This is a genomic window from Methylobacterium sp. CB376 (assembly GCF_029714205.1).
In the GTDB taxonomy this organism is placed as follows: domain Bacteria; phylum Pseudomonadota; class Alphaproteobacteria; order Rhizobiales; family Beijerinckiaceae; genus Methylobacterium.
The window spans coordinates 5,940,411-5,955,389 of the sequence record NZ_CP121648.1 but is presented as its reverse complement, the minus strand read 5'-3'; the positions used below and the strand labels follow the sequence as shown (position 1 = coordinate 5,955,389).

The following is a 14,979-nucleotide window of genomic DNA, read 5'->3' as shown; positions in this document are numbered from 1 at the left end:
GCCGAGACCGACCGCGTGCCGGCGCGACTCACCCCCGAACCGATCGATCCGCCGCCCATGCGCGGTCCTGCCGGACAGGGCTCACGCGGCCCGCCCGGCGGGGCGCGTCCCCTCACCGGTCCGTCGCGGCCTGCACGGCCCGGCGCGCCATGACGCCGATCAGGTGCGCCCGGTACGCGGCATCCGCGTGGAGGTCGCCGATCAGGTCGTCCGGCGAGGCCTTGAGCCCGTCGAGGGACTTGGCCGAGAAGCGCTTGGCCAGGGCCTCCTCGGCCTCCCGCCAGCGGAAGACCCCGTTCGCGCCCGCCCCGGTGACGGCGACGCGGATGTCGCTCGGGCGCTTGGCCACGAAGACGCCGACCAGGGCGTAGCGGGAGGCCGGGTTGCGGAACTTCTCGTAGGCCGCCTTGTGGGGGATCGGGAAGGAGATCGCGGTGACGATCTCCCCCTCCTGCAGGGCGGTCTCGAACAGTCCGCGGAAATACTCCTCGGCCGGGATGCGCCGCGTGTTGGTGATGATCGTGGCGCCGAGCGCGAGGCAGGCGGCCGGGTAGTCGGCCGAGGGATCGTTGTTGGCGATCGAGCCGCCGATCGTGCCGCGGTGGCGCACCGCCGGGTCGCCGATCAGGCCGGCGAGTTCGGCCAGCGCGGGGATCGCCTCCCGCAGCTCGGGCGAGTCCGCGACGGCGCCGTGGGTCGTCATGGCGCCGATCGTGACCGCGCGGGGCGTGCGCTCGATCCCGGCGAGGTCGGGGATGGCCCCGAGATCGATCAGGTGGCCGGGCGCGGCGAGCCGCTGCTTCATCGTCGGGATCAGGGTGTGGCCGCCGGCCACGAGCTTGGCGTCCTCCTGCCGGGTCAGCAGGGAGACCGCCTCCTTGAGGCTCGCGGGGCGGTGATACTCGAAGGCGTACATGGGGCGGGCTCCCGGTTCACTCGGCGGCGACGGGTTCGGGCTGGCGGGCGGCCTGCGCGGCGCGCCAGACCGCCAGCGGGGTCGCCGGCATGGCGATGTTCTCGTGCCCGAGGGCGTCGGTCAGGGCGTTGATCACGGCGGCGGGCGCCGCGATGGCGCCGGCCTCGCCGCAGCCCTTGATGCCGAGCGGGTTGGACGGGCAGGGCGTCACGGTCATCCCGACCGCGAAGGAGGGCAGGTCGGCGGCCCGGGGCATGCGGTAATCCATGAAGCTCGCGGTGACGAGCTGGCCGTCCGCGTCGTAGACGGCGCCCTCGAACAGGGCCTGGCCGACGCCCTGCGCGATGCCGCCATGGACCTGGCCCTCGACGATCATCGGGTTGATGACGTTGCCGAAATCGTCGACCGCGGTGAAGCGCTCGATCGTGACCTGGCCGGTCTCGGGATCGACCTCGACCTCGCAGACGTGGACCCCGGCCGGGAAGGTGAAGTTGGTCGGGTCGTAGAAGGCGCCCTCCTTGAGGCCGGGCTCCAGCTCGGCGCCGCTGAACTTGTGGGCAACGTAGGCCTGCAGCGCCACCTCGCCGAAGCTCAGGGAGCGGTCGGTGCCGGCCACGGCGAAGCGGCCGTCCCTGAACTCGATGTCGCCCTCGGCGGCCTCCAGGGCGAAGGCCGCGACCTTGCGGCCCTTGGCGACCACCTTGTCGAGGGCCTTGGCGATGGCCGACATCCCGACCGCCCCCGAGCGGGAGCCGTAGGTGCCCATGCCGAACTGCACCTTGTCGGTGTCGCCGTGCACGATGCTGACGCTCTCGATCGGCACGCCGAGCCGGTCGCTGACGAGCTGCGCGAAGGTGGTCTCGTGGCCCTGGCCGTGGCTGTGCGAGCCGGTCAGCACCTCGATCGAGCCGGTCGGGTTCACCCGCACCTCGGCGGATTCCCACAGGCCGACGCCCGCCCCCAGCGCCCCCACCGCCTGCGAGGGCGCGATGCCGCAGGCCTCGATGTAGGAGGAGAAGCCGATGCCGCGCAGCTTGCCGCGCCGCGCGCTCTCGCGGCGCCGCCGCGGGAAGTGCTGGTAGTCGGCGGCCTCCAGCGCCTTGTCGAGGGAGGCGACGTAATCCCCGACGTCGTAGGTCATGATGACCGGCGTCTGGTGCGGGAAACTCTTGATGTAGTTGCGGCGCCGGAAGCGGGCCGGGTCCTGCCCGATCTGCCGGGCCGCGACCTCGACGAGGCGCTCGATCACGAAGGTCGCCTCCGGCCGGCCGGCTCCCCGGTAGGCGTCGACCGGCGCGGTGTTGGTGTAGACGCCGTCGACCTCGCAGTAGATCGCCGGGATGTTGTACTGGCCCGACAGGAGCGGCGCGTACAGGTAGGTCGGGACCGAGGAGGCGAAGGTCGACAGGTAGGCGCCGAGATTGGCCGTGGTGTGGACCCGCAGGCCGAGGATGCGGCCGTTCTCGTCGAGGGCGAGCTCCGCCCGGGTGACGTGGTCGCGCCCATGCGCGTCGGCCAGGAAGGCCTCGGTGCGGTCGCTCGTCCACTTCACCGGCCGGCCGACCTTCCTGGCGGCCCAGACGCAGACCGTCTCCTCGGCGTAGATGAAGATCTTGGAGCCGAAGCCGCCGCCGACGTCGGGCGCCACCACCCGCAGCTTGTTCTCGGGCGCGATGCCGATGAAGGCCGAGAGGACGAGCCGGGCGACGTGGGGGTTCTGGCTCGTCGTGTAGAGGGTGAAGGCCTCCTCGGCCTCGTCGTACTCGCCGATCGCGGCGCGCGGCTCGATCGGATTGGGCACCAGGCGGTTGTTGACGATGTCGAGGCTGGTGACGTGCCTGGCCCGAGCGAAGGCGGCCTCGACGCTCTCCCGGCTGCCGAGGTGCCAGCTGAACACCACGTTGTCGGGGGCGACATCGTGCACGGCGACCTCCGCGCCCCGCGCCCGGGCGGTCTCGACCACCGCGGGCAGCACCGCGTAGTCGACGCTGATCGCCTCGGCCGCGTCGCGGGCGGCGGCCAGGGTCTCGGCCACCACCAAGGCGACGTGGTCGCCCACGTAGCGCACCTTGCCCTGGGCCAGGGCCGGGTGCGGCCCGGCCCGCATCGGGCTGCCGTCCTTGGAGTGGATCATCCAGCCGCAGATCAGGCCGCCGACCTTGTCGGCCGCCAGGTCCTCGCCGGTGAACACGCCGATCACCCCCGGCATCGCCCGGGCCGCGGCGGCGTCGATGCCGCGGATCTCCGCGTGGGCGTGGGGCGAGCGCAGGAAATAGGCGTAGGCCTGGCCCGGCCGGTTGAGATCGTCGACGTAGCGGCCCTTGCCGGTGATGAAGCGCTGGTCCTCCTTGCGGCGCACGGGGGCGCCGATGCCGCTCGCGGTCATGTTCCCTCTCCCGTCCCTCGTCGATGGCGTCCCTCGCGGGTCCCCGGGCCTCTGGCGGGCCGGTGAACCCCGCGCGCTACTCGGCGGCCTGCCGCAGGGGCGGCTCGCCGCCCATCGCGGCCGCGCCGGCCGCGATCGCCTTGACGATGTTGTGGTAGCCCGTGCAGCGGCACAGGTTGCCCTCGAGCTCGTGCCGGATCGTGGCCTCGTCGAGGGCGTGGCCCTTGCGCCGCACGAGGTCGACCGCCGTCATGATCATCCCGGGCGTGCAGTAGCCGCACTGGAGGCCGTGATGCTCGCGGAAGGCCGCCTGCATCGGGTGGAGGGCGCCGCCGGGCTCGGCCAGCCCCTCGATCGTGGTGACCTGCCGGCCGTCGGCCTGGACCGCCAGCACGGTGCAGGCCTTCACGGCCTGCCCGTCGAGATGCACCACGCAGGCGCCGCACTGGCTGGTGTCGCAGCCCACATGGGTGCCGGTGAGGCGCAGCGTGTCCCGGACAAACTGGACGAGCAGCGTGCGCGGCTCGATCTCGGCGGTCACGGCCTTGCCGTTCACCGTCAGGCTGACGGAGCTCATGGTGCTTTCCTCCTCGTCGGCCTGCCCGCCGGACCCTTGCGGCGGATCCTTCGCGCCGGGCGCCCGGGCCGGCCACCCTCTTGGTTCGGAATCGTTCGAAAACGAGTGTCAACCGGCCGCGGCGGGCGGTCAAGGCGGGCTTTGGGGGACTCTCGGGTGCCAAATGGCGCGGTTTGTGCCGGCGGGGGCGGGATCGGCGCGCGGCCGCGCCGCCCGCGTCCGCGGCGTCATCCGCGCAGCTTGCTCACCAGGGAGATCGCCCGCCCGACCGCCTGGTCCATGTTGTAATACCTGTAATCCGCCAGCCGCCCGGCAAAGTGAACGGTCTTGGCGCGGTTCAGCAGCACGTACTCCCTGTGCAGCGCCTCGTTGTCGGCCCGCGGGATCGGGTAGTACGGAACCGTCTCGCCGGGGCGATGCGGGATCGGGTACTCGATCGCCGCCATCGTTCTCGGGCCGCTCTCCCCGGTCAGGTGCTTCATCTCCGTGATGCGCGTGAAGCGCTCGCCGTTCGGGTAGTTGACCTGCGCGACCGGCTGGTGCAGCGGCTGATCGTAGACCTGCATCTCGAATTCGAGACTCCGGTAGGGCAGGACGCCGAGGCGATAATCGAAGAATTCGTCGATCGCGCCGGTGAAGAGAACATTCTTGTAACGAACGCGATCTCTGACGTCCCGCCACTCGGTTGCCAGGCTGACCTCGATCAGGCGCGACGCGAGCATGCGCTCGAACATCCTGGTGTACCCGGCGCGGGGCATCTTCTGGAAACTGTCCTGGAAGTAGCGATCGTCGTACGACACCCGGACCGGCACCCTATTGGTGACCGACGCGTCGATCTCGTCCGGCCGCAACCCCCATTGCTTGCTGGTGTAGCCGAGGAAGACGTACTCATACACGTAGTCCGCGCATTCCCTCAGCAGCCCGTCCTGCTCGGATCTGAGCGCGAGGATCGTCGTGTTGGCTCCGAAACCGTACCGCTCGATCATCCTCTGTTTGATCCGGGCCGCCTTGCCGGCCGGAAACACGATGTCGAGCGAGGTGAAGTTGAACGGGATGGGGACGAGCCGGTTCTCGATCAGCGCGACCGCGCGGTGCTCGTAATCCCGCCACTCCGTGAAGCCCGAGAGGTAATCCGCGATCCGCGGCGCGTTGGTGTGGAAGATGTGCGGCCCGTAGCGGTGGTGCAGGATCCCGTCCTCGTTGCGGGCATCGTGCGCGTTTCCGGCGACGTGATCCCTGCGGTCGATCACGAGGACCGTCTGGCCGTGCACGCGCGCGAGGTGCTCCGCCGCCACCGCCCCGACGAAGCCGGCTCCGACGATCAACCAATCCACCATGACCATGCTCCGGTCGATCCGCCCCTGTCCGATCGCCCGGCCGGGCCGGCGGGCAGTCGCGCGGAACGAGGGCCGCGCCCGGTTCTCGTTCCTGCCGCGAGGCCGGCGGCGAGCCGGCATCGCGCCGCCCGGGGAGGCCTGGGCCGCGCCGCGTCGGCGGATCCGTCCGCCCCCGCTACGCCGGGGAGCCGCCGGGCGCGGCCGCGCCCGCCCCTCGGCCCGGCTCCGGCGCGGGTCGCAGGCTGTCCCGGACCAGCTGGTCGAAGCTCACCTCCTGCCTCGGCCGGACCTGCGCGTATCCCGCCAGCAGGCGCGCGATGAAGGCGTCGCGCGACGGCCCGTCCAGCCCGTACTCGGCGCCGTCGGTGCCGATGCCCCCCGTGGCGACGGCCGGCCCCTGCCGGAAGGCGTATTTCGCGAGGACGCCGTTCCGGTCCGCCAGCGGGTCGATGCCCTGCGCGGCGAAGTAGCCGTGCATCGGACCGCCGACCGGCCGGTCGTGGAGGACCGGCGTCTCGTCCACGATCGCGATCCTGTCCCGCGCGGAGACCAGCCGCGGCCAGAGAAAATCGAGTCCCCAGCCGCTGCGGTTCTCTCCGAATGACCTTTCCACCGTGCGGAGCAAATCTCTCGCGAAGCACGGCAACATGATCTCGACGAAGTTCGAGAATCTGAGTTTGAAGAGCGGGTTGCGCAAGGTGACGGCGTGGCTGAAGAAGCTGTCCTCATGCAGCGCCGGTTGGCTGAGTTCGAGCCCGTACTCCTCCGTAATCTCGAAGAAGCGGTTGAGTGTGGCGGTATCGGTCTGAATGTCGTCGTCTGCCAAGACGATGCGTTCGTATGAATAGACCGTGTCCCTGTATTCTGAAAGTAATGCGGCGACCGCCGTGAACTTCGATCCCGGCATGACGTGTTTGAAGACGAATTCATGTCCGAGCTGCTCGGGATCGGCACCGTAATAGCTGATCGCCAGATCCCAGTTGCGATGGGGGTCGCGCAGCCATTCCGGATGAGCCGAGCGATCCCCGGCCCTCACGATCACCAGATTTCTCGGCATGGCCCTCTCGGATCGGCAGCGATGCCCGGATCGACGCCCGCTAACTCTGCGTCAGAAATAGGCTGACGGCGCAGGTTTCGGCAATCGGACCACCCTGCGGCGCCTCGCCTCAAACCGGGCCCGCCGGTGTCGCCGGCGAATTTCAAGGGGGAGCGGCCCGGGCGCGCCGCGCCGCCGCCCTCGCGCGTTGCCGCGGTCCCGGGGCGCGCCCGGCCCCGCGGCGGGCCTCGTTCCGGCCCGCCCGCCGGCCGCCCCCGCGTTCGGGACCGCCTCGCCTCAGCCGGAGGCCTGCCCGCCCTGCACCTCCTTGGCGAAGGTCTCGAAGAAGCCGTCCGCGTACTTCTTGGCCACGCCGTTGATCAGGCGGCCGCCGAGCTGGGCGATCTTGCCGCCCACGCTGGCATCGACGTCGTAGGTCATCTTGGTCTGGCCGCCCTCGACGGTTTCGAGGCGCACCGAGGCGCCGCCCTTGGCGAAGCCCGCCACCCCGCCCTGGCCCTCGCCGGAGATGCGGTATCCGTTCGGCGCGTCGATGTCCGAGAGCGTCACCCGGCCCTTGAAGGTCGCCTTGACGGGGCCGACCGCGACCTTGGCGGAGGCCTGCAGCTCGTTCTCCCCAACCTTCTCGAGGCTCTCGCAGCCCGGGATGCAGCGCCGCAGGACCTCGGGGTCGTTGAGCTTCTCCCACACCGTCCGCTGGTCGGCGGGCAGCACCACCTCGCCGCTCATCGTCATCGCCATCGCGCGCGTTCCCCCGGGGTTCCGTTCTCGCCCGACGATAGCGAAGCCCCCGCGCCCAAGCCAGCACCGCAAGCCAGCACCGCAAGCCGGCGCCGCAAGCCGGTGCCGCGAGCCGGTGCCCCGACGGCTCCCGATCCCGCGCCCGCCTCCGCCCGATTGTGGAGTGGTGCGGCGCTTGCTAAGGATTTTGCCAAGGACCGCCCGTCACCCGGACATCGGGGGCGGGCTCTCGGAAGGCAGGGCCGCGACGCGCAAGGTCCGCGGGTCCGGGTTGGAGATCGCATCCGCATGGAGGTGTTCGCGCAGCAGCTCATCAACGGGCTGACGCTGGGGTCCATCTACGGCCTCATCGCCATCGGCTACACGATGGTCTTCGGCATCATCGGCATGATCAACTTCGCGCACGGCGACGTGTTCATGCTCTCGGCCTTCATCGCGCTGATCGCCTTCCTGCTCCTGACCACGGTGCTCGGCATCGGGTCGGTGGTGGTGGCCCTCATCCTGGTGATGATCGTCGCGATGGCGCTCACCGCCCTGTGGGGCTGGGCGATCGAGCGGATCGCCTACCAGCCCCTGCGCGGCTCGTTCCGCCTCGCCCCCCTGATCTCGGCCATCGGCGTCTCGATCTTCCTGTCGAACTTCGTGCAGGTGGTGCAGGGTGCGCGCAACAAGCCGACCCCCCCGATGCTGCGCGACGTGATCGTGCTGTGGACGGGCGAGAACGGCTACGCGGTCGCCCTCTCCTACAAGCAGATCCTGATCATGGCGGTGACCGCGATCCTGCTCGCCGGCTTCTGGTACCTCGTGCAGCACACGTCCCTCGGGCGCGCCCAGCGCGCCTGCGAGCAGGACCGCAAGATGGCCTCGCTCCTCGGCATCGACGTCGACCGCACCATCTCGCTCACCTTCGTGCTCGGGGCGGCGCTCGCGGCGGTCGCCGGGACCATGTACCTGCTCTATTACGGGGTCCTGTCCTTCTCGGACGGGTTCGTGCCCGGCGTGAAGGCCTTCACGGCCGCGGTGCTCGGCGGCATCGGCAGCCTGCCGGGGGCGGTTCTGGGCGGGCTGATCATCGGGCTCATCGAGACCTTCTGGTCGGCCTACTTCTCGATCGAGTACAAGGACGTGGCGGCTTTCTCGATCCTCGCCATCGTGCTCATCTTCATGCCCTCCGGCATCCTCGGACGGCCCGAGGTCGAGAAGGTCTGATGAGCGCCCCCGCCCCCGCTCCCGCCCTGGCGGCCGGCTCCGGCGCCGCCCGCCCCGGCCTCGACGTGGCCGGCATCGTCAAGGATGCGGCCCTGTTCGCCCTCGTGACCCTCGGCCTCTGCGTGCCGGTGGTCAGCTACCGCACCGCGCTCGGCGGCGAGACCGGCGGCCTCTACCTGACGCCCCGCTGGGGCCTGGTGGCGCTCCTGTGCGGCCTCGTCTTCGTCGGGCGCATCGCCCAGCGGGTCGTGCTCGCCAACCGCGAGGCCCGCCGGGCGCTCACGCCCTCGCCCCGGCAGGCGACCGAGGCGGTCGGCGCGGCCCCGAACGCCGCCCAGAGGATCAGGGGCCTCGCCCTGCCGGCCTTCCTGGGCGTCGCCCTGGCGCTGCCGCTCCTGGCGGTGCTCGGCACCGGCGGGCTCAACGAATCGCGCTACTGGATCGACCTCGCCATCCTGGTGCTCACCTACGTGATGCTGGGCTGGGGGCTCAACATCGTGGTGGGGCTCGCCGGGCTGCTCGACCTCGGCTACGTCGCCTTCTACGCGGTGGGCGCCTACACCTACGCCCTGCTCTCGACGACCTTCGGCTTCTCCTTCTGGATCTGCCTGCCGCTGGCCGGCCTGCTCGCCGCCTGCTGGGGCATGCTGCTCGGCTTCCCGGTGCTGCGGCTGCGCGGCGACTACCTCGCCATCGTGACCCTCGCCTTCGGGGAGATTATCCGCCTCGTCCTGATCAACTGGACGGACTTTTCGGGCGGCGCCGCCGGCATCTCGTCGATCCCGCGGGTCACGTTCTTCGGGCTGCCCTTCTCGGCGGACGAGGACGGCTTCGCCGCGACGCTCGGGATCGCCTTCAGCCCGATGCACCGGGTGGTGTTCCTCTACTACCTGATCCTGGCGCTCGCGCTCCTCACCAACGGGGTGACGCTGCGCATGCGCCGCCTGCCCCTCGGCCGGGCCTGGGAGGCCCTGCGGGAGGACGAGATCGCCTGCCGCTCGCTGGGCATCAACACCACCAACACCAAGCTCACCGCCTTCGCGCTCGGGGCGATGTTCGGCGGCTTCGCGGGCTCGTTCTTCGCGGTGCGGCAGGGCTTCGTGAGCCCCGAGAGCTTCAACTTCCTGGAGAGCGCCATCATCCTCGCCATCGTGGTGCTGGGCGGGATGGGCTCGCAGATCGGCGTGGCCATCGCGGCCGTGGCGATGGTGGCGGGGCCCGAATTGCTGCGCAACCTCGGCTTCCTCAAGGCCGTGTTCGGCGAGGGCTTCGACCCGAGCGAGTACCGCCTGCTGCTGTTCGGCCTCGCCATGGTGCTGATGATGATCTGGCGGCCGCGCGGCCTGATCTCGGAGCGGGCGCCCTCCGTGGTGCTGAAGGAGCGAAAGGCCATCGCGGGCTCCCTCGTGAAGGAGGGGCACGGCTGATGTCCGCCCTCGCCTCCCCCCGCCTCGCCGACCCGGTGCTCACGGTCGAGCACCTGACCATGCGCTTCGGCGGCCTCGTCGCCGTCAACGACCTCTCCTTCGTGGTCGGGCGCGGCGACATCACCGGCCTGATCGGCCCGAACGGCGCCGGCAAGACCACCGTGTTCAACTGCATCACCGGCTTCTACAAGCCGACCGAGGGCATGATCACCCTGCGCCACCGGGACGGGTCGAAGGACCTGCTGGAGCGCCTGCCCGGCTACGCGGTCAACCGCCGGGCGCGGGTCGCCCGCACCTTCCAGAACATCCGCCTGTTCACCGGCATGACGGTGCTGGAGAACCTGCTCGTCGCCCAGCACAACCGGCTGATGCGGGCCTCGGGCTTCTCGATCGCGGGCCTGCTCGGGCTGCCGGTCTACCGCGCGGCCCAGGCGGCGGCGGTGGCGCGGGCGGTGGAGTGGCTGACCCGCATCAACCTCCTGCACCGGGCGGACGACCCGGCGGGCGACCTCCCCTACGGCGACCAGCGCCGGCTGGAGATCGCCCGGGCGATGTGCACGGACCCGGTCCTGCTCTGCCTCGACGAGCCCGCCGCCGGGCTCAACCCGCGCGAGTCGCTCGAGCTCAACGGCCTCCTGCGGGCGATCCGGGACGAGTACGACACCTCGGTGCTCCTGATCGAGCACGACATGTCGGTGGTGATGGAGATCTCCGACCACGTCGTGGTGCTCGATTACGGCACCAAGATCGCGGACGGCACCCCGGCCGAGGTGCAGAGCGACCAGAGCGTCATCGCCGCCTATCTGGGCGTCGAGGACGAGGAGGTCGAGGCGGTCGAGGCGGAGGTGGGCGTATGACGCTCGAGACCCTGGCGGGCTTCGCGGCGGCCTCCGCGATCCTGCTGGCGATCCCCGGCCCGACCATCCTGCTCGTCGTCTCCTACGCGCTCGGCGGGGGGATGCGGGTGGCCCTGCCGGCCGCGACCGGGGTCGCCCTCGGCGACCTCACCGCCATGACCCTGTCGATGCTGGGCCTCGGCGCCCTGCTGGCCGCCTCCGCGACCCTGTTCACGGCGCTGAAGTGGCTCGGGGCCGCCTACCTGATCTGGCTCGGGGTGCGGCTGTGGCGGGCCGGCGGGCGCCTCGACGCGCCGCCGGTGCGGGCGGCGGTGTCGCCGGTGCGGGCGGCGGTGCCGCCGGTGCGGGCGGCGGTGTCGCCGGGGCGGGCGGCGGTGCCGCCGGTGCGGGCGGCGGTGTCGCCGGGGCGGGCGGCGGTGCCGCCCGCCAGGATGGCGGCCCATGCCTGGCTGGTGACCGCGCTCAACCCGAAGAGCCTGACCTTCTTCATCGCCTTCCTGCCCCAGTTCCTCGATCCGCGAGGGGACCTCTTGACCCAGATGGCGGCCTTCGAGACGATCTTCGTCGTCCTCGCCTTCCTCAACGCGCTCGGCTACGCCCTGCTGGCGGCGCGGGCGCGCGGGCTCTTCGCCGCCCCCGCGCGGGTGCGCCTGTTCCACCGGGTCGGCGGCGGCCTGCTCATCGGTGCGGGGCTCGCCGCCGCGAGGGCGACGCCATGACCGCCGAGCCCCTGCGCAAGCACGACCTGCGCGCCCGGGTGGCCGGCGCCCGCCCGACCCTGCTCAGCGTGCGGGGCGTGAAGACCTATTACGGCAACATCATCGCGCTCAAGGGCGTCGACCTCGACGTCGCCGAGGGCGAGATCGTCACGCTGATCGGGGCGAACGGGGCCGGCAAGTCCACCCTGATGATGACGATCTTCGGCAATCCGCGGGCGCGCGAGGGCACGATCACCTATGCGGGCCAGGACATCACGCGGATGCCGACCCACGAGATCGCCCGCCTCAACCTCGCGCAATCGCCCGAGGGCCGGCGCATCTTCCCGCGCATGACCGTCTACGAGAACCTGCAGATGGGCGCGGCGGTGAATGGCGGCGCCCATTTCGCGCAGGACCTGGAGCGGGTCTGCGCCCTCTTCCCGCGCCTGAAGGAGCGCCTGCACCAGCGCGGCGGCACCATGTCGGGGGGCGAGCAGCAGATGCTCGCCATCGCCCGCGCGCTGATGAGCCGGCCGCGGCTGCTGCTGCTCGACGAGCCCTCGCTCGGGCTGGCCCCGCTCATCGTCAAGCAGATCTTCTCGGTCATCAAGGATCTCAACGAGCGCGACGGCATGACCGTGTTCCTGGTCGAGCAGAACGCCTACCACGCGCTGAAGCTCGCCCATCGCGGCTACGTCATGGTGACCGGGACCATCACGATGAGCGGCACCGGCCAGGACCTCCTGAACGATCCTTCCGTGAAGGCGGCCTATCTCGAGGGGGGCCGGCACTGATGCAGGGCATCCTCTACGAGGAGAGCACGGTCTGGCTCTTCCTGCTCGTCACGGTGCTGATGGGCGGCTGGGCCGCCTGGATGCTGGCGCGGGGCATCGCCCTCGGCTGGCGGCCCTACTGGCAGGCGGTGCTGGGGCTCCTGCTCCTCGGCGCCGCGGTGCGCTTCATCCACTTCGCCCTGTTCGAGGGCACGCTCCTGTCGCCGCACTACTACGCGGTGGACACGCTCGTGCTGCTGGTCGTCGGCTCGGCCGGCTACCGCGCCACCCGCGCCCGGCAGATGACGACCCAGTATCGCTGGCTCTACGAGCGCACCGGCCCCCTGAGCTGGCGCGAGAAGCCGGGCGCGGGGGCATGAGCCGCCCCGCCCGCGCGCACGAGGTCCGGGGATCGCCCCCGGTTCACCGGCCGAGACGGCCCGAACCGGCTCGGCTCGCGCCGAAACGGCCCAAGCCGAGACGGCCCAAGACGCGGACAGGTCCGATCCAGAGGAGTCCACGATGAAACGCATGCTGTTGCCCGGCCTCGTTGTGGCCGCCGGTCTCGCCTTCGCGGGCTCGGCCCAGGCGCAGATCAAGATCGCGGTCGCGGGTCCCATCACGGGCGCCAACGCGGCCTTCGGGGCCCAGCTCAAGAACGGCGCCGTCCAGGCCGTGGAGGACATCAACAAGGCGGGCGGCATCCTGGGCCAGAAGATCGTGCTGGTCGACGGCGACGACGCCTCCGATCCCAAGCAGGGCGTCTCGGTCGCCAACAAGTTCGCCGCCGAGGGCGTGAAGGCGGTCGTGGGCCACTTCAACTCCGGCGTCTCGATCCCGGCCTCGGAGGTCTACGCGGAATCCGGCATCGTCCAGATCACCCCGGCCTCGACCAACCCGAAATTCACCGATCGCAAGCTCTGGAACACGTTCCGGACCTGCGGCCGCGACGACCAGCAGGGCGCGGTGGCGGGCGCCTACCTGGCCAGCCACTTCAAGGGCAAGAACGTCGCCTTCGTGCACGACAAGACGCCCTACGGCCGCGGGCTCGCCGACGAGACCCTCAAGGCCCTCAAGGCCAAGGGCGGCAAGGACGTGCTGTTCGAGGGCATCAACCCGGGCGAGAAGGACTACTCGGCCCTGGTGTCGAAGTTGAAGCAGGCCAAGACCGACGTGGTCTATTTCGGCGGCCTGCATCCCGAGGCCGGCCTGATCGTGCGCCAGATGCACGACCAAGGCCTCAACGTCCCGCTGATGAGCGGTGACGGCATCACCGACAAGGAATTCGCCCAGATCGCCGGGCCCGGCGCGGACGGCACCCTGATGACCTTCTCGCCCGACGCGCGCAAGAACCCCAACGCCAAGGACGTGGTCGCGGCCTTCAAGGCCAAGAACATCGATCCGGAGGCCTACACCCTCTACTCCTACGCCGCCTTCCAGATCCTGAAGGCCGCCATGGAGGAGGCGAAGTCGACCGACAGCAAGAAGGTCGCCGAGATCATGCATTCCGGCAAGCCGTTCAAGACCGTGATCGGCGACATCGCCTACGACAAGAAGGGCGACATCACCCGTCCCGACTACGTCATGTACGTCTGGAAGAAGGCCGCCGACGGCCGGATCGACTACACCGGCAACGAGCTGACCCAGTAAGCAGGGGCGGCTCCGGCCCGGCCAGCGAGCCCGGCGCCCCGCGGCGCCGGGCTCCATTTTCTCACGATCGGTGGACTTCGCCACCGGTGCGGCTTGCGCCGTCCTCCGGCCGACCTTACATGCACTCTCGCGTTCGACGGACTCAAAGCCCCCGGGCCCTCCCGCCGTGCTCCTTAAGCCTCGACCGCTCGCGCTGGATTGGATCGATACGCATCCCGGGACGCCGCCCGCGACGGCTGCCGGGCGGAGAGTGTGGATGGCGAAGGAAGAGTTGATGCAGTTCGAGGGTCTCGTGCTGGAGATCCTGCCGGACGCGCGCTACCGCGTGCAGCTCGACCAGGGTCACGAGATCGTGGCCTACACGGCCGGCAAGATGAAGAAGAACCGCATCAAGACTCTGGCCGGCGACCGCGTCACCGTCGAGATGTCGCCCTACGACCTGGAGAAGGGCCGCCTCGTGTTCCGCCACAAGGACGAGCGCTCCTCCGGCCCGCGCCCGCCCTTCCGCGGCGGCAGCCAGTTCCGCCGGCGCTGAGGCGCCGACGCCCGTTCCCCTCCACCGCGATCGGCCGAGCCGGGGTTGTCCGAGACCCTGGCCTTTCGGCGTTCGGGAGGCCCTGCCGGAGGTTCCGCCATGACCCGCCCCCTCGTGATCGCCCCGTCGATCCTCTCGGCCGATTTCGCCCGGCTCGGCGAGGAGATCCGCGACGTCGTCGCGGCCGGGGCCGACTGGATCCACGTCGACGTGATGGACGGCCACTTCGTGCCCAACATCACGATCGGCCCGGACGTGGTCCGGGCCCTGCGCCCGCACACGCGGGCGCCCTTCGACGTCCACCTGATGATCGCCCCGGCCGATCCCTACCTCGAAGCCTTCGCCGGGGCCGGCGCCGACACGATCACGGTCCATGCCGAGGCGGGGCCGCACATTCACCGCTCCCTCCAGACGATCCGCGCGCTCGGCAAGCGGGCGGGCGTGGCGATCAACCCCGGCTCGCCGGCGAGCCTGGTCGAGCCGCTCCTCGACTTGGCCGACCTCGTCCTGTGCATGACCGTCAATCCGGGCTTCGGCGGCCAGAGCTTCATCGGCTCGGTCTGCGAGACCGTGGCGCGGGTGCGCGCCATGGCGGGCGGGCGGGCGATCGACATCGAGGTCGACGGCGGGGTCACGGCCGAGACGGCGCCGGCCGTCGTGCGGGCGGGCGCCAACGCCCTGGTGGCGGGGTCCGCCACCTTCCGGGGCGGGCGCGACGCCTACGCGGCCAACATCGCGGCCATCCGCGGGGCGGCGGAGGACGCGCGCGGCGCCTGGGTCTGAGGGCGGTCCCGGGCGGGAGGGCCTCCGGGCCCC

At 70.9% G+C, this 14,979-nt stretch carries 15 protein-coding genes; 9 read left to right on the top strand and 6 right to left on the bottom strand.

Features of this window, described 5'->3' with window-relative positions; all coding sequences use genetic code 11:
- Positions 1-112: 112 nt before the first annotated feature.
- The 6 genes from QA634_RS27420 to QA634_RS27395 form a co-directional block, all read right to left on the bottom strand.
- Positions 113-916 carry an FAD binding domain-containing protein gene (locus QA634_RS27420; protein WP_012335144.1) on the bottom strand — a complete coding sequence of 268 codons (804 nt, stop codon included), beginning with the start codon at positions 914-916 and terminating at the stop codon, positions 113-115.
- A gap of 16 nt (positions 917-932) precedes the next feature.
- Entirely contained in the window at positions 933-3,302 is a 2,370-nt protein-coding gene (locus QA634_RS27415; RefSeq protein ID WP_012335143.1) for a xanthine dehydrogenase family protein molybdopterin-binding subunit, read from the bottom strand.
- A gap of 76 nt (positions 3,303-3,378) precedes the next feature.
- On the bottom strand, positions 3,379-3,879 hold the full coding sequence (locus QA634_RS27410) for a (2Fe-2S)-binding protein (protein ID WP_012335142.1): 501 nt from the start codon (positions 3,877-3,879) through the stop codon (positions 3,379-3,381).
- Between the two features lie 227 nt (positions 3,880-4,106).
- Positions 4,107-5,216: a UDP-galactopyranose mutase gene (gene glf, locus QA634_RS27405; RefSeq protein ID WP_012335141.1), complete on the bottom strand. Its 1,110-nt coding sequence runs from the start codon at positions 5,214-5,216 to the stop codon at positions 4,107-4,109.
- Positions 5,217-5,391: 175 nt separating this feature from the next.
- Positions 5,392-6,273, bottom strand: a complete 882-nt coding sequence (locus tag QA634_RS27400) for a DUF707 domain-containing protein (protein WP_012335140.1) — start codon at positions 6,271-6,273, stop codon at positions 5,392-5,394.
- A 276-nt stretch (positions 6,274-6,549) separates the two neighbouring features.
- Complete coding sequence (locus tag QA634_RS27395) at positions 6,550-7,014, bottom strand: CoxG family protein (RefSeq protein ID WP_012335139.1); 465 nt, start codon at positions 7,012-7,014, stop codon at positions 6,550-6,552.
- Positions 7,015-7,302: 288 nt separating this feature from the next.
- Between QA634_RS27395 and QA634_RS27390 the strand changes: the two genes are divergently transcribed.
- From QA634_RS27390 to rpe, 9 genes are all read left to right on the top strand, one after another.
- A complete protein-coding gene (locus QA634_RS27390) occupies positions 7,303-8,223 on the top strand; it encodes a branched-chain amino acid ABC transporter permease (protein WP_012335138.1) in 921 nt (306 codons plus the stop codon).
- Positions 8,223-9,650 carry a high-affinity branched-chain amino acid ABC transporter permease LivM gene (gene livM / locus QA634_RS27385; protein WP_012335137.1) on the top strand — a complete coding sequence of 476 codons (1,428 nt, stop codon included), beginning with the start codon at positions 8,223-8,225 and terminating at the stop codon, positions 9,648-9,650. The genes QA634_RS27390 and livM overlap by 1 nt, the downstream gene beginning before the upstream one ends.
- Entirely contained in the window at positions 9,650-10,507 is an 858-nt protein-coding gene (locus tag QA634_RS27380) for an ABC transporter ATP-binding protein (RefSeq protein ID WP_012335136.1), read from the top strand. The genes livM and QA634_RS27380 overlap by 1 nt, the downstream gene beginning before the upstream one ends.
- Positions 10,504-11,226 carry a LysE family translocator gene (locus QA634_RS27375; RefSeq protein WP_012335135.1) on the top strand — a complete coding sequence of 241 codons (723 nt, stop codon included), beginning with the start codon at positions 10,504-10,506 and terminating at the stop codon, positions 11,224-11,226. The genes QA634_RS27380 and QA634_RS27375 overlap by 4 nt, the downstream gene beginning before the upstream one ends.
- Positions 11,223-11,999 carry an ABC transporter ATP-binding protein gene (locus tag QA634_RS27370; RefSeq protein ID WP_012335134.1) on the top strand — a complete coding sequence of 259 codons (777 nt, stop codon included), beginning with the start codon at positions 11,223-11,225 and terminating at the stop codon, positions 11,997-11,999. Before QA634_RS27375 ends, QA634_RS27370 begins: the two co-directional genes overlap by 4 nt.
- On the top strand, positions 11,999-12,358 hold the full coding sequence (locus QA634_RS27365; protein ID WP_012335133.1) for a DUF6867 family protein: 360 nt from the start codon (positions 11,999-12,001) through the stop codon (positions 12,356-12,358). Before QA634_RS27370 ends, QA634_RS27365 begins: the two co-directional genes overlap by 1 nt.
- Positions 12,359-12,500: 142 nt before the next feature.
- Positions 12,501-13,628 carry a branched-chain amino acid ABC transporter substrate-binding protein gene (locus QA634_RS27360; RefSeq protein ID WP_210161166.1) on the top strand — a complete coding sequence of 376 codons (1,128 nt, stop codon included), beginning with the start codon at positions 12,501-12,503 and terminating at the stop codon, positions 13,626-13,628.
- A gap of 256 nt (positions 13,629-13,884) precedes the next feature.
- Entirely contained in the window at positions 13,885-14,163 is a 279-nt protein-coding gene (infA, locus tag QA634_RS27355) for a translation initiation factor IF-1 (protein WP_012335131.1), read from the top strand.
- A 99-nt stretch (positions 14,164-14,262) separates the two neighbouring features.
- On the top strand, positions 14,263-14,946 hold the full coding sequence (gene rpe / locus QA634_RS27350) for a ribulose-phosphate 3-epimerase (RefSeq protein ID WP_012335130.1): 684 nt from the start codon (positions 14,263-14,265) through the stop codon (positions 14,944-14,946).
- Positions 14,947-14,979: the final 33 nt, after the last annotated feature.